15 protein-coding genes are annotated in these 19,069 nt (G+C 70.8%); 5 read left to right on the top strand and 10 right to left on the bottom strand.

The features are described 5' to 3' along the window. The first annotated feature begins 222 nt into the window (after positions 1-222). Complete coding sequence (locus tag ACFY0U_RS06340; RefSeq protein WP_388631053.1) at positions 223-783, top strand: DM13 domain-containing protein; 561 nt, start codon at positions 223-225, stop codon at positions 781-783. 183 nt (positions 784-966) lie between these two features. Here the strand turns inward: ACFY0U_RS06340 and ACFY0U_RS06335 are convergent, their stop codons facing one another. After that, positions 967-2,121 carry a magnesium and cobalt transport protein CorA gene (locus ACFY0U_RS06335; RefSeq protein ID WP_388631050.1) on the bottom strand — a complete coding sequence of 385 codons (1,155 nt, stop codon included), beginning with the start codon at positions 2,119-2,121 and terminating at the stop codon, positions 967-969. A 145-nt stretch (positions 2,122-2,266) separates the two neighbouring features. Here ACFY0U_RS06335 and ACFY0U_RS06330 point away from each other — a divergent pair, with 145 nt between their 5' ends. After that, on the top strand, positions 2,267-3,370 hold the full coding sequence (locus tag ACFY0U_RS06330; RefSeq protein WP_388631047.1) for a winged helix DNA-binding domain-containing protein: 1,104 nt from the start codon (positions 2,267-2,269) through the stop codon (positions 3,368-3,370). A gap of 100 nt (positions 3,371-3,470) precedes the next feature. On the opposite strand, the gene ACFY0U_RS06325 is transcribed toward ACFY0U_RS06330, so the two are convergent. The 3 genes from ACFY0U_RS06325 to ACFY0U_RS06315 form a co-directional block, all read right to left on the bottom strand. Continuing rightward, complete coding sequence (locus tag ACFY0U_RS06325) at positions 3,471-4,262, bottom strand: S1 family peptidase (RefSeq protein ID WP_388631044.1); 792 nt, start codon at positions 4,260-4,262, stop codon at positions 3,471-3,473. Positions 4,263-4,486: 224 nt separating this feature from the next. After that, positions 4,487-7,300 (bottom strand): AAA family ATPase, encoded by a 2,814-nt coding sequence (locus ACFY0U_RS06320; protein ID WP_388631041.1) that lies wholly within the window; start codon positions 7,298-7,300, stop codon positions 4,487-4,489. Between the two features lie 144 nt (positions 7,301-7,444). Next, positions 7,445-8,269 carry a response regulator transcription factor gene (locus ACFY0U_RS06315; RefSeq protein ID WP_388631038.1) on the bottom strand — a complete coding sequence of 275 codons (825 nt, stop codon included), beginning with the start codon at positions 8,267-8,269 and terminating at the stop codon, positions 7,445-7,447. Positions 8,270-8,383: 114 nt separating this feature from the next. On the opposite strand from ACFY0U_RS06315, the gene ACFY0U_RS06310 reads away from it, so the two are divergent. Both ACFY0U_RS06310 and ACFY0U_RS06305 read left to right on the top strand, forming a co-directional pair. After that, positions 8,384-10,048 (top strand): AMP-binding protein, encoded by a 1,665-nt coding sequence (locus ACFY0U_RS06310; RefSeq protein ID WP_388631034.1) that lies wholly within the window; start codon positions 8,384-8,386, stop codon positions 10,046-10,048. Further along, complete coding sequence (locus ACFY0U_RS06305; protein WP_388631031.1) at positions 10,045-11,625, top strand: AMP-binding protein; 1,581 nt, start codon at positions 10,045-10,047, stop codon at positions 11,623-11,625. Before ACFY0U_RS06310 ends, ACFY0U_RS06305 begins: the two co-directional genes overlap by 4 nt. Here ACFY0U_RS06305 and ACFY0U_RS06300 read toward each other — a convergent pair. Next, positions 11,622-12,128: a GNAT family N-acetyltransferase gene (locus ACFY0U_RS06300; RefSeq protein WP_388631028.1), complete on the bottom strand. Its 507-nt coding sequence runs from the start codon at positions 12,126-12,128 to the stop codon at positions 11,622-11,624. The genes ACFY0U_RS06305 and ACFY0U_RS06300 overlap by 4 nt on opposite strands. Positions 12,129-12,209: 81 nt before the next feature. After that, on the bottom strand, positions 12,210-12,881 hold the full coding sequence (locus ACFY0U_RS06295; RefSeq protein WP_388631025.1) for a hypothetical protein: 672 nt from the start codon (positions 12,879-12,881) through the stop codon (positions 12,210-12,212). A 175-nt stretch (positions 12,882-13,056) separates the two neighbouring features. Between ACFY0U_RS06295 and gcl the strand changes: the two genes are divergently transcribed. Continuing rightward, a complete protein-coding gene (gcl, locus tag ACFY0U_RS06290) occupies positions 13,057-14,844 on the top strand; it encodes a glyoxylate carboligase (RefSeq protein ID WP_388631022.1) in 1,788 nt (595 codons plus the stop codon). Between the two features lie 215 nt (positions 14,845-15,059). On the opposite strand, the gene ACFY0U_RS06285 is transcribed toward gcl, so the two are convergent. The 4 genes from ACFY0U_RS06285 to ACFY0U_RS06270 all read right to left on the bottom strand — a co-directional run bounded on the left by ACFY0U_RS06285 (position 15,060) and on the right by ACFY0U_RS06270 (position 19,005). Next, positions 15,060-15,305 (bottom strand): hypothetical protein, encoded by a 246-nt coding sequence (locus ACFY0U_RS06285; RefSeq protein ID WP_388631019.1) that lies wholly within the window; start codon positions 15,303-15,305, stop codon positions 15,060-15,062. Positions 15,306-15,596: 291 nt separating this feature from the next. Further along, complete coding sequence (locus ACFY0U_RS06280; RefSeq protein WP_388631017.1) at positions 15,597-17,054, bottom strand: catalase; 1,458 nt, start codon at positions 17,052-17,054, stop codon at positions 15,597-15,599. A gap of 195 nt (positions 17,055-17,249) precedes the next feature. Next, positions 17,250-18,140: a 2-hydroxy-3-oxopropionate reductase gene (locus ACFY0U_RS06275; RefSeq protein WP_388631015.1), complete on the bottom strand. Its 891-nt coding sequence runs from the start codon at positions 18,138-18,140 to the stop codon at positions 17,250-17,252. Positions 18,141-18,165: 25 nt separating this feature from the next. Beyond that, a complete protein-coding gene (locus tag ACFY0U_RS06270; protein WP_388631012.1) occupies positions 18,166-19,005 on the bottom strand; it encodes a TIM barrel protein in 840 nt (279 codons plus the stop codon). Positions 19,006-19,069 lie beyond the last annotated feature (64 nt).

Raw genomic sequence — 19,069 nt, 5'->3', positions numbered from 1 at the left:
TACGCGCCCGTCCTCTTCGGCAAGGGAGACCGGCGTCCCGGCCCCATGGCAACCAGCGTTCCGAGTGGGCGCCGGCTGCCGCTTCGATGCGCCCAACCCGACTGGCAGTGAGGCCGGCTTCCCTCCAGGCGTAAGACTTCCGTCATCTTTCACGAGCCGTGCGAGGGCCGTCCGTTCCGTTGAATGGGCAGTGACAGGAAGCTTTAGGGAGGCGAGGCGGGGATGAGGCGGACGCAAAAGGCGCTGCGGGGGCGGCTGTTCATCGGTGGCCTGGTGGTGGCCGTCGCCGCGGTGGGGTTCGGGCTGTACTGGTTCCAGCCGTGGAAGCTGTGGCAGGACGAGACGGTGGACGAGGCGCTGCCCGGCGCCGTGGCGACCTCCGGACCTCCTGCGGCCGCGCCTTCCGCCACCGACTCCGTGGCTCCCGTGCCGCAGACGCTGGCGAGCGGTGGATTCATCACTCACGAACACGCCACGTCGGGCACGGTGAAGCTGGTACGGCTCGCCGACGGCTCTCACGTGGTCCGCCTGGAGGACCTCGACACGAGCAACGGGCCGGATCTGCGGGTGTGGTTGACCGACGCGCCGGTGAGGGAGGGGCGGGACGGCTGGCGTGTCTTCGACGACGGGGAGTACGTCAGTCTCGGTGAGCTGAAGGGCAACAAGGGCAGTCAGAACTACACCGTGCCCGATGACGTGGACCTGTCCCGCTACACCAGCGTCAGCATCTGGTGCGACCGTTTCGACGTCTCCTTCGGCGCCGCCGAACTCGCCCGAACCTGAAGGAGATTGACGGTCGTGCAGGCCCGGGGCACCTCCGGGCGTGTCCGGTGAGGCCGGCGCGAGAGCCCCTGTTGCGGTGACCGTGCACCAGGAACGCCTGGCAGTGTGGCGACCGCGGGGTGGACGTCGACGGTCCTCCCCGGCGTTCACCGACGGCCGTTCCTGGCTGTATCCGTCAAGCGCCTAGAGCCAGTCCCGCCGCTTGAAAATCACGTACAGACTAACGCAAACCACCCCCATCAGGCCGATCGCGAAGGGGTATCCGAAGCTCCAACTCAGCTCAGGCATGTCCTCGAAGTTCATCCCGTAAATAGTTCCTACGAGCGTCGGAGCAAACAAAATCGCCGCCCAGCTCGAGATCTTCTTGATCTCCTCGTTCTGCTCGAACCCCGCCTCCGCCAGCGCCCGCATCTCCGCGTTCTGCTGCTGGGTGACCAGCGTCGCGTTCACCGTGAGGATCTCGGTGAGGGCCAGGCGGAAGCCGTCGACGCGTTCGCTGGTGTGGGTGACGTGGTCGGCGACGTCGCGGAGGTAGCGCTGGAGCTCCTCGTCGGTGCCGTACTTGGAGAAGCCGGCCATCAGACCGTGCAGCATGCCGACCAGGGGGCGGGTGGCGCGCTGGAACTCGACCATCTCGCGGGAGAGTTCGTAGATACGGCGGGAGACCTCCGGGTCGCCGCGGAAGACCTCCGTCTCGATCTCGTCGACGTCGTTCTGGACCCCCGACACGACCGGCAGATAGCCGTCGACCACCGCGTCGAGGATGGCGTAAAGGACCGCCTCCGGGCCCAGCTTCAGCAGCTCCGGCGTCTCCTCCATGCGGCGGCGCACCGCCGACAGGTCGGGTGCCGCGCCGTGCCGGACCGTGATGACGAAGTCGGGGCCCACGAAGACGTGCAGCTCGCCGAAGTCGACCTCCTCGGAGGCGTCCAGATAGCGGGCGGCCCGCAGGACGACGAAGAGCGTCTCGCCGTAGCGCTCCAGCTTGGGCCGCTGATGGGCCTCCATCGCGTCCTCGACCGACAGCGGGTGGAGGTCGAACTCGGCGGCCAGGGAGAGGAGTTCGGCCTCGGTGGGGCGGGCCAGGCCGATCCACGCCATGCCCGAGGGCTGCTCGCGCAGCTCACGGAAGGTGTCGGCGAGGGTCGCGGGGGAGGAGACCCGGACCCCGTCCCGGTACAGGGCCGCCTGGACGATGCTCGCCTGCTCGGGTTCCGCCTCCGCCGCCTCGGACCGCCTCTCCGGCGGCTGCTCCGGTGCGGGAGGTGAGGTCAGGGCACGGCGCCAGGCGGACCTCCCCCGGCCCTTCGAAGTCGGACGGGCGCGGCGCTCGGACATCGCGGCTGCCTCCCGGATCGAGCCGACGGCTGGGTGATCACGGGCAGGATATACGGGGCATACGACGTCGGCGTGGCCGCGGAGGACGGGAAACGGTGAGAGTTGCGGACAGAAGGTGTCCGCAAGCCTCAGTAGCGTGGTTCCCATGACGAAGACGACGGCCCCCGTGCTCGACACCCGCGCCCTCAACCGCGCGACCCTCGACCGGCAGCTGCTGCTGCGCCGCGCGGACCTGCCCGCCAAGGCGGCCGTCGAGCATCTGCTCGGCCTCCAGGCCCAGAACGTCAAACCCCCGTACTACGCGCTCGCGGCCCGCCTCGACCACTTCACCCCCGAGGCGCTGTCCGCCCTGATGGCCGACCGCGAGGTCGTCCGCATCGTCACCATGCGCTCCACCATCCACACCCACACCGCCGACGACACCCTCGTCCTGCGCCCGCTGGTGCAGGCGGCTCGCGACCGCGAACTCACGCAGTTCCGCAAGGGACTCCAGGGGGTCGACCTCGACCGCCTCGCCGTCCTCGCCCGCGACCTCGTCGAGGCCGAGCCCCGCACCATGAAGCAGCTGCGCGAGGAACTCCTCGCCGAGTGGCCGGACGCCGACCCGCAGGCCCTCGCGATCGCCGCCCGCTGCAAGCTCCCGCTCGTCCAGGTCACCCCGCGTGGCCTCTGGGGACAGAGCGGACAGGTCGCCCTCACCACCGCCGAGCACTGGCTGGGCCGCCCCGCCGAACCGGCCCCGGCACCCGACGCGACCGTGCTGCGCTACCTCGCCGCGTTCGGTCCCGCCTCCGTCAAGGACATGCAGACCTGGGCCGGGCTGACCCGGTTGCGCGAGGCCTTCGAGCGGCTGCGCCCGCGGCTGGTGACCTTCCGCGACGAGCACGGCGTCGAGCTCTTCGACCTCCCCGACGCGCCCCGCCCCGCCGCCGACACCCCGGCCCCGCCCCGCTTCCTGCCCGAGTTCGACAACCTCCTGCTCTCCCACGCCGACCGCACCCGCGTGATCCCGCCCGAGTACTGGGGGCGCAGCTGGGTCGGGAACATGGCCTACAGCACCCTCCTCGTCGACGGCTTCCTCGCCGGGGTCTGGAAGCTGGAGGAGGACGCGCTGGTCGTCGAGCCCTTCGGCACGCTGACGAAGGCGCAGCGGGACGAGGTCACCGAGGAAGGGGCGCGGATGCTGGCCGTCATGCACCCGGGATCGTCGTACGACATCCGCTTCGGGACCGTCCTGCGGGAGCCCTAGCGGATGCGCGGACATGGATAGAGGGCGTTGCGGGCCGCTCGTGGAGGCCCGCAACGCCCCCTGGTTTTTCACCTGAGGGGTGCTCAGGAGATCTTCTGGGTCATGAGTTGACCTGCGTGGTCACCAGGCTGGAGAAGGTGGTCAGCCGGGTGTAGACACCCGGGTAACCGGCCTCCGCGCAGCCCTCTCCCCAAGAAGTGATCCCTGCCAGGACGCCCCCGATGAGCAGGGGACCGCCGCTGTCGCCCTGGCAGGTGTCTGTGCCGCCGGAGGTGTATCCGGCGCAAACCATGTCGGACGAGATGAAGTCCGAACCGTAGCTGCCGGCGCAGCTCGAGTCGGAGACGATCGGCACGGTCGCGGTGCGCAGCTGGTTGGACGAGCTGCCGCCCGACGACGTGGTGCCCCAGCCGAGGATGCGGGCCGTGGTGCCGGCCGCGTACACGCTGGTCTGGGACGAGGAGACGTACGACGCCGGGGTGTACGACATCGCCGTGGAGAGGGTCAGGACGGCCACGTCGTCACCGTTGGTGGCGTCCGTGTAGGACGGGTGGATCCAGATCCTGCTGACCCGGCTGACCGTGCCGTTCGTGCCGTTGAGGTAGGTGCGTCCGCCGACGACTCTCACGCTGCTGGTGGTCTCGCCGACCATACAGTGGGCCGCGGTCACGACCTTGGTGGCGGAGACCAGGGTGCCGCCGCAGAACTGGTTCTGCGAGGCGTCCGTGATCTGCATCATGAAGGGGTACGAGGTCGTCGTGGTGGTCGTACCGCCGACGATGGGCTGGGGAGCGGCGACGGCGGTGGGGGCGCCGAGCAGTGCTGTCGCGGCGGCGGCAGCGGTGGCCGCGATGAGCGCGGCGGTCTTCTTGGCGCGGTTGAGCCCGAACATGAGTCTCCTCAGTGGGGGGTTGCCGGTGGGGGTCGCGCGGGTGTGGGGGGTGGTGCACGGGGGTCGCGGGACCGACCCCCGTATGCCCGGGCGAGCGGCACGTTCATAACCTAGAACTCGGAAGTTCCCCTTCCCAATGAGGGAACCCCCTAAGGGAGTTGGACAGGGAAAACCCTCGATGGGAGCACGGCAAACCCACGCGGGTCAGTAAAACCCGCGGCTCCTCACTTGGTACGGCGCCCCGCCGCCAGTCGGACGATGTCCACCCGTGACCGGATCCCGAGCTTGCGGTAGACCCGGGTCAGGGTCGCCTCGACCGTCTTGACGCTGATGAACAGCCGGGCGGCTATCTCGCGGTTGGTCGCGCCCTCCATGACGAGCGCGGCGACCTGACGCTCCATCGAGGCGAGGCCCTCCAGGGCGTCCGCCGTCGGCGCGGGGGCGAGTGGCTGCGGTGCGACGGCCGGCTGGGCGGTCGCCGCGTCCACCTGGCGCAGCCAGGGCAGCGCCCGGCAGCGCCGGAACAGCCGCGCCGCCTCGTCGTACGACGTCGGCCCGGGCAGCCTGGTGCGCAGCTGGACCAGCGCGAAGGCGGTACGGGCCTCCTCCAGGCCGTAGCCCAGCTTGGCGAGCCGGTCCTGCACCGATGTCAACTGGGCGAGCGCGGCCTCGGGTTCGCCGCGCGCGGCCCGCACCAGGGCCTCCGCGCGGTCCACCACCGCGAGCACGCTCTCACGGCCGAGCCGCAGCGCCTGCTCACGGGTCACGTCGACGACGTCCTGCGCCTCGCGCAGCTCGCCGATCCGGACGAGGGCCTCGGCCAGGTCGCCCTGCCAGCGGCCGCGCGCCGGGTCGGTGATGCCGAGCCCGTGCTCCAGCTCCCGCACCCGGCGCAGCGAGCGAACCGTTCCTTCGGCGTCTCCGGCGACCAGCTGGGCGTATCCGAGGGCGGCCAGGGCGCGGGAGACGTACATCTGGTCGCCGTCCCGCTCCGCGTGCTCGACCGCCTCCCGGGCCAGCTCCAGCGCGCGCTCGACATCGCCGCCGGAGGCCTCGCAGAGCGAGGTGAGCACGGCGGAGGCCACCTCGCCGATGCCGGTGTCCCGGGCCAGCAGAAGGCTCTCCCGGGCGAGGTCGAGGGCGCGTCCGCAGTGCCCGGAGCGCAGTTCGGTCTCGGCGACCCCGCGCAGGAAGTGCACCTCGCTCTCGACCGCCCCGGTGCGCTGGACCTCGCGCAGCAGCGCGGTGACCGTCGCGCGCGCCTCGGACAGCTGGTCGCTCATGATCAGCCAGCGGAACCGCGAGTAGCCGGCCCCGTTGTGATGGCACGCCACCCTCGGGTCCTGGGGCTCCTTCAGCGCGCGTTTGATGGTCGCGGGGGCGTCCGGGTGGCCCATCAGGGTCTCGATCTGGGCCTGGACGGCGAGCGCCATCAGCTCGTTGTAGCGGTCGCCGGCCTGCTCGGCCAGCGCCGCCGAGTGCGCTGCCTCCTCACGGGCCTGGTCGAAGTCGCCGTCCACGAGCAGGGCCCGCCAGGTCAGCTGGTAGTGGATCAGGGTGAGCAGCTGCGGGTCGTCGCCCGCGTCGGCGAGGGCCTGCGGGAAGACCGAGTCGACCTCCGTCATGGCGTGGCCCGCCGTGTCGATCACGATGATCCAGGCTCGCACCCGGTCCGCGGGCACGGTCGCCCGGGTGAGCACGTCGCGGGCGATGTCCCGGGCGAGGTCCAGCTCGCCCGCGGTGATCGCGTCCTCGGCGGCCTGGAGCCGGCGTGCGTCGGGGTCCGGGGTGCCGTCGGACGGGGTGTGCCGGGCGGCGAGCAGTCCGAGGGAGGCGGCGACCGAGGGGGCTCCGCGGTCCCGGGCGAGGGCGGCGGCCTCGGCGAGGCTGTCGGCGGTCTCCTGGTCGGTGCCGGTGGTGGCCAGGGCGAGGTGCCGGGCGCGCTCGATGGGGTCGGAGGCCGCCTTGGACAGCGCGGCGTGCGCGGCCCGCCGCTCGTGCGCGGGGGCCTCCGCGTACAGCGCGGCCGAGATCAGCGGATGCGCGAACCGTACGGCGGGACCCTCGGGTTCGGTGGCCAGCAGCCCGAGCGCCGCCGCCTGGGCGGTCTCGGCCTCCGCGTTCTCGCGTCCTGCCGCGCGCAGCAGGGCGGGGGTGGGGCGGGCGCCGGCGCTGGCGACGAGGAGGGTGCGGCGGGCCTCGTCGGAGAGCATCTCCAGGCGGTTCAGGACGAGGGTGCGCAGTGAGGTGGGCACCGGCAGCGGCTCGCCCGGGCGGGGCGGGGTGGGGTTCTCGCTGAGGGCGCGGCCGAGTTCCAGGGCGAAGAGCGGGTTGCCGCCGCTGGTGCGGTGGATGTCGCGGACCGTGGAGCGGGGCAGGCCGGTGTAGCCGCGGTGGCCGAGCAGCTCGGAGACCTGGGTGCGGGTGAGCGGGTTGACGCGCAGGGCCAGGGTGTCCGGCGGGGACGCGCGTAGATGACGGTCGTACTCCTGGCCCTCGGTACGTACCGCGCACAGCATGCGCACAGGTGTCTCGCCGAGGCGGCGGGCGGCGAAGCCGAGGAGCTCGGCGCTGGCCGAGTCCAGCCACTGCACATCGTCGGCGACGATCAGCACCGGGCCCTCGGCGGCGAGCGCGCGCAGCGCGGAGAGCACCGCGAGGCGCAGGGCGAGGCCGTCGCGCTGGAGGGTGGACTCGCCGCGGCCGGTGAGCGCCGACTCCAGGGCGGTGAGCTGGGCCGCGGGCAGCTTGCCGGACACCTCGTCGAGGACCAGACCGAGCAGGTCGGCGAGGGCGAGGAAGGGGAGGTGGGATTCGGACTCGGTGGCCGAGCAGCGCAGCACGGTGCGGGCCGCGCCGCCGTTTTCCGCGGCCAATGCCCGCAGGACGGTCGACTTTCCTATTCCGGCGGGGCCGTGCAGGAGCACGCTGCCGCCCCGGGCGAGCTGCTCACGGGCCTGGCCGAACACCTCCTCCCGGCCGATGACCAGGTCGGGGCGGCATCTGGCAGGCTCCTTGAAGTCCCGTCGCACGGTCACCGCTCCCCTCGTGTGTCGTGTCCGGGCCAAATTCTAGGCAACGACTCTTTGAAATTCGGACCGCCGACGTGGTGAGGGAAATAACAACCTTGCAGCATGGAGAAATTCAAGGCGCCGCTCCATGAATCAATTGTCAACGGCGTGTTACGGCAGCATCCCCGCCCGGCGCGCCGCCACCACCGCCTCCCCACGCGTGTGCGCCCCCAGCTTCCGCATCGCCGAGCGCAGATAGCCCTTGACCGTCTCGGGCCGCAGCCCCAGCCGCTCCGCGGCCACCGCGTTCGTCGCGCCCGCGGCCACCCAGGACAGGACGTCCAGCTCACGCGGTGCGAGACCCACGTCCTCGGCCGGTGCCCCGGGCGCCAGGAGCCCGCAGGCGTCCAGCAGTTCCGCCCGGAGTGCCGGGTCGGTGATCCGCGGCGCCAGGGCCCGCAGCGCCGCGTGCGCCTCCCGCACCTGCTCCCGGCCCACCGGGTCGACCGTACGGGCCGCCCGCGAAGCCTCCACCAGCCCCCGCGCCTCGTCGCGCACCACCAGCGCCTGCTCCACGTCCCGCGCCGCGTCCACCGCCGCGCCCAGCGTGCGGTCGCCCAGCGGCTGGGCGGTCCGGAGCGCGCCGTAGAGCACGCCCCGCACCCGGCGTCGTACGACCACCGGCACCGCCACGATCGCCCGCAGCCCCTCGGCGGCGACCGGCAGGTCGTACTCGTGGCTGATCTGCCGTGAGGAGGAGTAGTCCGTCACCGCGCACGGACGGGCCAGCGCGACCGCCTTGCCGCCCAGACCGGTGCCGGAGACCACCGCGAGCGAGCGCAGCGCGGCCGTGGCCGTGCCGCTCAGTTCACTGATGCGCATCCGCGGCCGCCCCGGCTCCACCAGCCCGCCGAAGGCGACGGGCAGCCCCGTCGTCCGGCGCAGCCGCGCCAGCGCACCGCGAATCTCCACCGTCCCGCCCGTGTCCACCGCCACGCGTTCGTCCCTTCGCTGCAGCGCACACCCCCGTTCGGGGGTAGTGAGACCTGCATCACGGATTACACGATGGCAGAGAGCCGCCCGGCAATGGTCCGGCACAGAGGAGAAGACATGACGACGGCCGCCTTCCGCAGCGCGCGGGACTTCCTGTTGCAGCATCGCGAGGACTACGCGAAGGCCTACGACGGCTTCCGCTGGCCCCGCCCCGACCGCTTCAACTGGGCGCTCGACTGGTTCGACGTCATTGCCGAAGGGAACGACCGGACCGCCCTGCACATCGTCGAGGAGGACGGCGGCGAGATCCGGCTCTCCTTCGCCCAGCTGTCCGAGCGCTCGGACCGCGTGGCCAACTGGCTGCGCGCGCAGGGCGTGGGCGCCGAGGACCGCGTCCTCGTCATGCTCGGCAACCAGGCCGAACTGTGGGAGACGGCCCTCGCGGCGATGAAACTCCGCGCCGTCGTCATCCCGGCCACCCCGCTGCTGGGCCCCGCCGATCTGCGCGACCGCGTCGAGCGCGGCCGGGTCCGCCATGTGCTCGTACGGGCCGGGGACACCGACAAGTTCGACGACGTACCCGGCGGCTACACCCGGATCGCGGTCGGCGGCGCCCCTCAGGGGTGGCGGCGCTACGAGGACGCCTACACGGCGCCCGCGCAGTTCACGCCCGACGGCGAGACCCGGGCCGACGACCCGCTGATGCTCTACTTCACCTCCGGCACCACCGCCCGCCCCAAGCTGGTCGAGCACACCCACACCTCGTACCCGATCGGGCACCTGGCCACCATGTACTGGATCGGTCTGCGACCCGGCGACGTCCACCTGAACATCTCCTCGCCCGGCTGGGCCAAGCACGCCTGGTCCAACCTCTTCGCGCCGTGGAACGCGGAGGCGACCGTCTTCATCCACAACTACACGCGCTTCGACGCGGCCCGTCTGATGGCGGAGATGGACCGCGCGGGCGTCACGACCTTCTGCGCCCCGCCGACCGTCTGGCGCATGCTCATCCAGGCCGATCTGACCCAGCTGCGGACACCGCCGCGCGAGGTGGTGGCCGCGGGGGAGCCGCTCAACCCCGAGGTCATCGAGCAGGTGCGCAGGGGCTGGGGCGTCACCATCCGGGACGGCTTCGGACAGACCGAGACGGCCGTCCAGGTCTCCAACAGCCCCGGCCAGCCGCTGAAGACCGGCTCCATGGGACGGCCGAGCCCCGGATACCGGGTGGAACTGCTGGACCCGGTGAGCGGCGCGCCCGGCGCCGGCGAGGGCGAGATCGCCCTCGACCTCTCGACGCGGCCCGTCGGCCTGATGACCGGCTACCACGGCGACGCCGACCGTACGGCGGAGGCGATGGCCGGCGGCTACTACCGCACCGGGGACGTCGCCTCACGCGACGAGGACGGCTACCTGACCTACATCGGCCGCAGCGACGACGTCTTCAAGGCCTCCGACTACAAGATCAGCCCCTTCGAGCTGGAGAGCGCCCTGCTGGAGCACGAGGCGGTGGCCGAGGCGGCCGTCGTGCCCGCGCCGGACGAGCTGCGGCTGGCGGTCCCCAAGGCGTACGTCGTCCTCGCGGAAGGCTGGGAACCCGGTCCCGACACGGCGAAGGTGCTGTTCGAGCACTCCCGCCAGGTCCTCGCCCCCTACAAGCGCGTCCGCCGCCTGGAGTTCGCGCCGCTGCCCAAGACCGTCTCCGGCAAGATCCGCCGGATCGAGCTGCGCGAGGCCACGGCCGCCGGCTCGGACGCCGAGTACCGCGAGGAGGACTTCCGGTGAGCTCGTACAGCCATGGAACCAGTGAGACCGCACTGCTCGGCGACACGATCGGCGCCAACCTGGACCGGGCGGTGGCGAGTTGGCCGGACCGTGAGGCGCTCGTGGACGTGCCGTCGGGGCGGCGCTGGACGTATGCCCGATTCGCCGCCGACGTCGACCAGTTGGCGTACGCCCTGCTCGCGAGCGGTGTCGCCAAGGGCGACCGGGTGGGCATCTGGGCGATCAACTGTCCCGAGTGGGTGCTGGTCCAGTACGCCACCGCCCGTATCGGCGCGATCATGGTGAACATCAACCCGGCGTACCGCACCCATGAGGTCGAGTACGTCCTCAACCAGGCCGGGGTCTCCTTCCTGTTCGCCTCCCTCGGTCACAAGACCAGCGACTACCGGGCGATGGTGGAGGAAGTGCGGGGCAGCTGCCCGTGGTTGAGGGAGACCGTGTACATCGGGGACCCGGGGTGGGACGCGCTGATCGCACGCGGGACGCCGGCGCCGTACCCGGACCTGTCCTGCGACGACCCGATCAACATCCAGTACACCTCGGGCACGACGGGCTTCCCCAAGGGGGCGACCCTCTCCCACCACAACATCCTCAACAACGGTTATTTCGTGGGCGAGATGATCGCCTACACCGAGCAGGACCGGGTCTGCATCCCGGTGCCCTTCTACCACTGCTTCGGCATGGTCATGGGCAACCTCGCGGCCACGTCCCACGGTGCCTGCATGGTGATCCCGGCCCCCTCCTTCGACCCGAGGGCCACCCTGGAGGCGGTCCAGCGGGAGCGCTGCACCTCGCTGTACGGCGTCCCCACCATGTTCATCGCGGAGTTGAACCTCCCCGACTTCGCGACGTACGACCTCTCCTCGCTGCGCACCGGGATCATGGCGGGCTCGCCCTGTCCCGTGGAGGTCATGAAGCGAGTGGTCGGCGAGATGAACATGGCCGAGGTGTCGATCTGTTACGGCATGACGGAGACCTCGCCGGTCTCCACGCAGACCCGGCGCGACGACGACCTGGAACACCGCACGGGCACGGTCGGCCGCGTCCTGCCGCACGTCGAGGTGAAGGTCGTCGACCCGGCCGGGGTGACCCAACCCCGGGGCGTCGCCGGTGAGTTGTGCACCCGCGGCTACAGCGTGATGCTCGGCTACTGGAACGAGCCCGCAAAGACCGCCGAGGCCGTCGACGCCGGGCGCTGGATGCACACCGGGGATCTCGCGGTGATGCGCGAGGACGGGTACGTCGAGATCGTCGGCCGGATCAAGGACATGATCATCCGGGGTGGCGAGAACATCTACCCGCGCGAGATCGAGGAGTTCCTCTACGCCCATCCGAAGATCGCCGACGTCCAGGTGGTCGGCGTGCCCCACGAGCGCTACGGCGAGGAGGTGCTGGCCTGTGTCATCGCCCGCGACCCGTCGGATCCGCCCACCCTGGAGGATCTGCGCGCCTTCTGCGACGGCCGGCTGGCCCACTACAAGGTGCCGAGCCGGTTGCAGGTGCTGGAGTCCTTCCCGATGACGGTGTCCGGCAAGGTGCGGAAGATCGAGCTGCGGGAGAGGTACGCGGCGGGCTAGTCGCGCCGCATGCAGACCCTGGGCCACCGGTCGAGGCCGAGCTCCGCCTCATGGGCGCGGATCTTCCGCAGCTCTGGGGTGAGCTCGGCCTCTTCCAGTACGCGGAAGCCGAGGCGCTCGTAGTACGGGGCGTTCCACGGGACCTCGGTGAAGGTGGTCAGCGTGAGACCGCTCAGCCCCTCCTCGCGGGCGCGCTCGCCGGCGTACGAGAGGAGGGTCCGGCCGATGCGGCGGTGCGCGAAGTCGGGGTGGACCGAGATCTGCTCGATGTGCAGGGCGCCGTCGACGGGCTCGGCGATGAGGTAGCCGACGGGGCGTTCCTCGTCACCGTCGAGGGCGACCCAGGCCCGGCCGGCCCGGCGGTACCGCTCCAGGACGTCCAGGGACGGCGGCTCGGCGTCGGCGATCTCCACCATGCCGAGGCCCCGGAAGGGGGCACCGGCGGCGCGCTCGATGCCCTGGAGGGCGGGGAGTTCGGAGGCCGTGGCGGGGCGGATACGCATTCGGCGAGTATGGCGGAGGCGGTGGCTGCGGCGCGGTAGGGATTCCGGGGCGGCACCCTCCGCCCCGCCCAGCCCCCCGTCCTACGCCCCCGTGGAGTCCAACTCGTCCGCCAGACTGTTCACCGGCTGCGGCGTGCCCGTCAGGTCCAGCACGAACAGGGGGACTCTCAGAGAGTCGGCCACGGCTCGGGCCTCTGTGGCGTAGCCGGCCAGGGAGAAGTAGATGCAGGTCGCGGATTCCGTCATGGCTGTGAGCCAGAGGCATTCCACGTCTCGGAGGGACGCCGGGCGGACCGTCGGGTCGACCTGGGCCAGGAGGCCGCGGGCGGCCAGGCCGATGCCGTTCGGTGGGCGTTGGCAGGCGCGGCGGATGTCGCGGTAGCCGAGCCAGCGGAGGTACAGGGCGGCGGCCGTGACCGCGTCGCGCGCGGTGCGGATCGTCACGGGCTGGAAGGCCCGCCGCGGGGTCGGCTCGGCCCGCTCGACGGGGGCGCCCGCCGTGACCGGGATCCGCAGCACCGTCCCGCACGGGCAGCCCAGCTCCGGATGCGGCCACTCGCCCCGGCGGCCGCAGGCGGCGCACAGCACGGTGACCCAGTCGTCCTCCCAGGAGCGGTACGAGAGAGCCGTCGCCCGGGCACGCGGATCCAGCGGCGGCACCACGGGCGCGCCGCAGGCACACGGATACTCCGGCGCCGTGAAGACGTGCTCGCGCCGGCAGACCGGGCAGCGCACCGCCACGCTCTTGGACATGGAGTCATCGTCCTCCAGGAAGCCCCCGCTTGTCCGTCGCTTGACGACTCTTGACGACCTCCGCCTCCCCACCTACATTGCTTCCAGATAGTAGAAATTACTTTCCGCATTACGGAAGTACTCACGGCGGGGCGCGACGGGAGTACACGTCCGACAGCCGAAGCAGGAGTACTCAATGGCTCGTATGACCGCTGCCCGCGCGGCAGTCGAGATCCTCAAGCGCGAAGGCGTCAGCAACGCGTTCGGCGTGCCGGGCGCGGCGATCAACCCCTTCTACGCGGCGCTCAAGGCCTCCGGCGGGATCGACCACACCCTCGCCCGCCATGTCGAGGGCGCCTCGCACATGGCCGAGGGGTACACGCGGACGCACCCGGGGAACATCGGTGTCTGCATCGGCACCTCCGGCCCGGCCGGCACCGACATGATCACCGGTCTGTACTCCGCGATCGGCGACTCGATCCCGATCCTGTGCATCACCGGCCAGGCTCCGACCGCCCTGCTCCACAAAGAGGACTTCCAGGCCGTCGACATCGCCTCGATCGCGGGGCCGGTGACCAAGATGGCCGTCACCGTGCTGGAGGCCGCGCAGGTGCCCGGCGTCTTCCAGCAGGCCTTCCACCTCATGCGCTCCGGGCGTCCCGGGCCGGTCCTCATCGACCTGCCGATCGACGTCCAGCTGACCGAGATCGAGTTCGACCCGGAGACGTACGAGCCGCTCCCGGTCTACAAGCCGGCCGCGACCCGTGCCCAGATCGAGAAGGCCCTGTCCTTCCTCCTGGAGTCCGAGCGTCCGCTGATCGTCGCCGGCGGCGGCATCATCAACGCCGACGCCTCCGACCTGCTGGTCGAGTTCGCCGAGCTCACCAACACCCCGGTCGTGCCCACCCTGATGGGCTGGGGCACCATCCCGGACGACCACGAGCTGAACGCCGGCATGGTCGGCCAGCAGACCGGCCACCGCTACGGCAACGCCACGTTCCTGGAGTCGGACTTCGTCCTCGGCATCGGCAACCGCTGGGCCAACCGGCACACCGGCTACAAGCTGGACGTGTACCGCGAGGGCCGCACGTTCGTCCATGTCGACATCGAGCCGACCCAGATCGGCAAGATCTTCGCCCCGGACTACGGCATCGCCTCCGACGCCAAGGCCGCCCTCGAACTCTTCGTCGAGGTCGCCCGCGAGCTCAAGGCGGCCGGCAAGCTGCCCGACCGCTCCGCCTGGGTCGCCTCGCACCTGGAGCGCAAGGGTTCGATGCACCGCCGTACGCACTTCGACAACGTCCCGATGAAACCGCAGCGCGTCTACGAGGAGATGAACAAGGCGTTCGGGCCCGACACCCGCTACGTCACCACCATCGGCCTCTCTCAGATCGCCGGCGCGCAGATGCTGCACGTCTACAAGCCGCGCCACTGGATCAACTGCGGCCAGGCGGGACCGCTCGGCTGGACCATCCCCGCGGCCCTCGGCGTGGCCACCGCGGACCCGGAGACCCCGGTCGTCGCGCTCTCCGGTGACTACGACTTCCAGTTCATGATCGAGGAGCTGGCGGTCGGCGCGCAGCACCGCATCCCGTACGTCCACGTCCTCGTGAACAACGCCTACCTGGGTCTGATCCGGCAGGCGCAGATCGGTCTGGACATCAACTTCCAGGTCAACCTGGAGTTCGAGAACCAGAACTCGCCCGAGCTGGGCGTGTACGGCGTCGACCACGTCAAGGTCGCCGAGGGCCTCGGCTGCAAGGCCATCCGCGTCACCGAGCCCGACCAGCTGCTGCCGGCCTTCGAGGAGGCCAAGAAGCTGGCCGCGCAGTACCGGGTGCCGGTCGTCGTGGAGGCGATCCTGGAGCGCGTGACCAACATCGCGATGAGCCCCACCGCCGACATCAGCGCGGTGAAGGAGTTCGAGGACATCGCGACCGAGGACTGGCACGCGCCCACCGCGATCATCCCGATCAAGGCCTGACCGGGCGCACTGCCTCACAGCTGAAGGGGCGGACCGACCAGGAGGTCGGGCCGCCCCTTCAGCGTGTCCCCCGAGGGGCCCGCCGCCCCCGTGCCGGCGGGCCCGTGCAGAGGAGAATGTGCCCGTACCCAGGGGCGGTTGAAGCCCCCGGGGGCGGGTTCAGAGGTTGATTTGAGGGTTCCGTAGCCCGCGTACGCCCGGTGGCGTAGGCGGGCTCAGTGCTGTGGACGCTCGTGGTGTTCGGACAGGCCCGGCCAGTCGTCCGGGCCGCCGCCCTGCCATTCGACGATGTCGCTCACCTCGACCTCGACCACGTCGAGATCGGCGAGGCGCAGCAGTTCCACGACGTCGTCCAGATGGGAGGCGACGCCGAGGTTGTGGTCGTCCGCGGTGACCCGCCGGGAGCCGTCCAGGGCCGGCGAGTGCACCACGACATGCGGGTGGTGCGCGGGATGTGCCATGGCTCCAGGGTCCTGCGCGGACGCCGGGAACGCACCCCGGAGACGGCGAAGAGCGCCTGCCACGGGACCGTCCGTGATCAGGCGCTCTTCGGCTGTACTGGGACCGCGGCGGCGGCGACGGAGCCGGGGCGCCCTTCCCTCAGGTCGAGAAGGGGGTCCGGTCCTTCACCACCGCACTGGCTCGCACGCCGCCGCGGTCCGCACCCTGCCCGTGCCCCGTACCGAGGACCACCCCTCATCCGGGTCGCTCGGCCTCCGGGCGCGAGCAGGGAGCTTTTTCTGCTGGGAGGCTCAGTCCTCGCGCAGGGCGCGGACCGCCTCCTCCACGCGCTGGCCGTACTCAGGGTCGGCGGCGTGGAAGTGGGCCAGGTTCTTCTCGATCACGTCGTCGCGGGAGACCTGGGACAGGCCACCGGCGATGTTCGCGACCAGACGGGACTTCTCGTCCTCGGACATCAGGCGGTACAGCTCACCGGCCTGGAAGAAGTCGTCGTCCTTGGTGTGCTGCGGGGCCTCGTGCGTGCCCGTGTAGCCGTGGAGGGCCAGCGGCGCCGACAGCGGGCGGCCGGTCTCGGCGGGGCCGTCGTACGAGTTCGGCTCGTAGTTCTTCGCCGCGCGGCCCTGGGAGTTGGAGGCCATGAGGCCGTCACGGCCGTAGTTGCTCGCCACAGTCGCCCTGGGGGCGTTGACGGCCAGCTGGGTGTGATTGACGCCCAGGCGGTACCGGTGCGCGTCCGCGTAGGCGAACAGGCGGCCCTGGAGCATCTTGTCCGGCGACGGGCCGATGCCCGGCACGAAGTTGTTCGGGGAGAACGCGGCCTGCTCGACCTCGGCGAAGACGTTGTCCGGGTTGCGGTCCAGGACGAGGCGGCCCACGCGCTGGAGCGGGTAGTCCTTGTGCGGCCACACCTTGGTGAGGTCGAACGGGTTGAAGCGGTACTCCGCCGCCTCGGCCGCCGGCATGATCTGCACGTGCAGCGTCCAGGACGGGTTCACGCCCCGCTCGATGGCCTGGAGCAGGTCCGTCTGGTGCGAGTTGGGGTTCTTGCCCGCGAGCTCGGCACCCTGCTCGGCCGACAGCGACCGGACGCCCTGGTTCGTCTTGAAGTGGTACTTGACGAAGAAGGCCTCGCCCTCGGCGTTCGTCCACTGGTAGGTGTGCGAGCCGTAGCCGTTCATGTGGCGGTACGACGCCGGGATGCCGCGGTCGCCCATCAGCCAGGTGATCTGGTGCGTGGCCTCGGGGGCGTGCGCCCAGAAGTCCCAGACGTTGTCCGGCTCCTGCTTGCCCGTGAACGGGTCGCGCTTCTGCGAGTGGATGAAGTCGGGGAACTTGATCGGGTCCTTGATGAAGAACACCGGGGTGTTGTTGCCGACGAGGTCGTAATTGCCCTCCTCGGTATAGAACTTGACCGCGAAGCCGCGCGGGTCGCGCACCGCGTCCGCGCCGCCGAGCGAGTCGGCCACGGTCGAGAAGCGCAGGAAGACCTCGGTGCGCTTGCCGACGCTGCTCAGGAAGTCGGCGTACGTGAAGCCGGTGACGTCGTCGGTCACCTCGAAGTAGCCGTACGCGCCGGAGCCGCGGGCGTGCACCACGCGCTCCGGGATGCGCTCACGGTTGAAGCGGGCGAGCTTCTCCAGCAGGTGCTGGTCCTGGAGGAGGAGCGGACCGCCGGCGCCGGCGGAGGCGGAGTTCTGGTTGTCGGCGACCGGGGCGCCGGACTCTGTCGTGAGCACGCGCTGCGACATCAAGGACCTTCCGTACGAGAGTCAGCGGAGGCTTCGGAAAGGAACTTCCGCTTTGTGGAGCCTAGGTTTGGGACGATCTGGACGTCAACACTTTGTTGAAGATGTTCGGCCTTCTGTCGAAGGTGATTCCGGGCGGCGCCGCCGCTTGGGCGCGACAGGACAGGTGTCAGCGGCGGCGCCGCCCGGGGTCTTCGGTCAGACCTGGGCGCCGGAGAGGCGCTCCACGGCCCGGAGCAGTGCGGAGTGGTCCAGTCCGCCGTCGCCCTGTGCGCGCAGCGACGCGACCAGCTGGGCGACGACCGCGCCGACGGGCAGGGCCGCGCCGACGTTGCGGGCGGCGTCGGTGACGATGCCCATGTCCTTGTGGTGCAGGTCGATGCGGAAGCCCGGCTTGAAGTCGCGCTCCAGGAAGTTGTCCTTCTTGCGCGTCAGCACGGTCGAGCCCGCGAGGCCGCCGTTGAGGACGTCGAGGGCGGCCTTCAGGTCCACGCCGGACTTCTCCAGGAAGACCACGGCCTCGGCGCACGCCTGGATGTTCACGGCGACGATCAGCTGGTTGGCGGCCTTCACGGTCTGACCCGAGCCGTGCGGACCGCACAGCACGATGGTCTTGCCGAGCGCCTCAAGGATCGGCTTCGCGCTGTCGAAGTCGGCCTGCTCACCGCCGACCATGATGGACAGCACGGCCTCGATGGCCCCGGCCTCGCCACCGGACACCGGGGCGTCCAGGACGCGGATGCCCTTCTCCTCGGCCGCCTTCGCGAGGTCGACCGAGGTCTGCGGGGTGATCGAGGACATGTCGATCAGCAGGGCGCCGGACTTCGCGTTCTCCAGGATGCCGTTCGGGCCGTAGGCGATGGCCTCGACCTGCGGGGAGGCGGGCACCATCGTGATGACCACGTCGGCGTCCTTGACGGCCTCGGCGATCGAGGCGGCGGCCTTGCCCCCGGCGGCGGCCAGGCGGTCCAGCTTGTCCTGTTCCAGGGTGAAGCCGGTGACGTCGTAGCCCGCCTTGATCAGGTTCTCGGACATGGGGGAGCCCATGATGCCGAGGCCGATCCAGGCGATCTTGGGAAGAGTGCTCATGATGGGGTGCCTTTCGGGGAGGGGGTCAGTGGGACAGCCAGTCGAACGCCTCGGCGCTCGGGCGGTCGCCCGGCTTGTACTCGAGGCCGACCCAGCCGTCGTAACCCGCCTTCTTCAGCTGGTCGAGGAGGTCTTCGAGGGGCAGTGAGCCCGTACCGGGCGCACCGCGCCCCGGGTTGTCGGCGATCTGCACATGGCCGGTCTTCGAGGCGAACTCCTCGATCACCGCCGGCAGGTCCTCGCCGTTCATGGACAGGTGGTAGAGGTCCATGAGGAAGCGCGCGTTGTCCAGCCCCGTCGCCTCGTTGACCTTGTCGACGATCCCGACCGCGGCCGGCGCCGACACCAGGGGGTAGAGCGGCGACTCGGGCTTGTTCAGCGCCTCGATCAGCAGGATCGCGCCGATCCGGTCGGCCGCCCGCGCCGCGAGGACCAGGTTCTCCAGCGCGAGCGCGTCCTGCTCGGCCGGGTCCACGCCCTCGACGCGGTTGCCGTACAGGGCGTTGAGCGCCGTGGCGCCCAGGGACCGGGCGAAGTCCGCGGCCACGTCGATGTTGGCGCGGAACTTCTCGGACTCCTCGCCCGGGAGCGACAGGGCGCCGCGGTCCGGGCCCGGCAGCTGACCGGCGTAGAAGTTCAGGCCCGTGAGCTGGATGCCCGCGTCCTCGATCGCCTTCCTCAGGGCGTCGAGCTCGGACTGCTCGGGGGTGGGGGAGTCGACCCAGGGCCACCACAGCTCGACCGCGGTGAAGCCCGCCGCGGCGGCGGCCGCGGGGCGCTCCAGGAGCGGGAGTTCCGTGAAGAGGATCGACAGGTTGACGTTGAAGCGCTGCTCTGCGGCTGTGCTCGATTTAAAAGCAGGCATAGGGCCCGGCGCTCCCTTCCGTGTCGAGTGATTCCGTATTGCGGAAGTTCGTTTCTGCTTAATG

The organism is Streptomyces sp. NPDC001536 (genome assembly GCF_042894505.1).
Taxonomy (GTDB): domain Bacteria; phylum Actinomycetota; class Actinomycetes; order Streptomycetales; family Streptomycetaceae; genus Streptomyces.
The sequence above is the reverse complement of the archived record's forward strand: the minus strand, read 5'-3'. Positions and strand labels throughout refer to the sequence as shown.

Coding starts and splice junctions, on each gene's coding strand:
- ACFY0U_RS06280 (WP_388631017.1), bottom strand. CDS start 17,054: ATGTCGCAGCGCGTGCTCACGACAGAGTCCGGCGCCCCGGTCGCCGAC.
- ACFY0U_RS06275 (WP_388631015.1), bottom strand. CDS start 18,140: ATGAGCACTCTTCCCAAGATCGCCTGGATCGGCCTCGGCATCATGGGC.
- ACFY0U_RS06285 (WP_388631019.1), bottom strand. CDS start 15,305: ATGGCACATCCCGCGCACCACCCGCATGTCGTGGTGCACTCGCCGGCC.
- ACFY0U_RS06335 (WP_388631050.1), bottom strand. CDS start 2,121: ATGTCCGAGCGCCGCGCCCGTCCGACTTCGAAGGGCCGGGGGAGGTCC.
- ACFY0U_RS06270 (WP_388631012.1), bottom strand. CDS start 19,005: ATGCCTGCTTTTAAATCGAGCACAGCCGCAGAGCAGCGCTTCAACGTC.
- ACFY0U_RS06340 (WP_388631053.1), top strand. CDS start 223: ATGAGGCGGACGCAAAAGGCGCTGCGGGGGCGGCTGTTCATCGGTGGC.
- ACFY0U_RS06300 (WP_388631028.1), bottom strand. CDS start 12,128: ATGCGTATCCGCCCCGCCACGGCCTCCGAACTCCCCGCCCTCCAGGGC.
- ACFY0U_RS06295 (WP_388631025.1), bottom strand. CDS start 12,881: ATGTCCAAGAGCGTGGCGGTGCGCTGCCCGGTCTGCCGGCGCGAGCAC.
- ACFY0U_RS06325 (WP_388631044.1), bottom strand. CDS start 4,262: ATGTTCGGGCTCAACCGCGCCAAGAAGACCGCCGCGCTCATCGCGGCC.
- gcl (WP_388631022.1), top strand. CDS start 13,057: ATGGCTCGTATGACCGCTGCCCGCGCGGCAGTCGAGATCCTCAAGCGC.
- ACFY0U_RS06330 (WP_388631047.1), top strand. CDS start 2,267: ATGACGAAGACGACGGCCCCCGTGCTCGACACCCGCGCCCTCAACCGC.
- ACFY0U_RS06310 (WP_388631034.1), top strand. CDS start 8,384: ATGACGACGGCCGCCTTCCGCAGCGCGCGGGACTTCCTGTTGCAGCAT.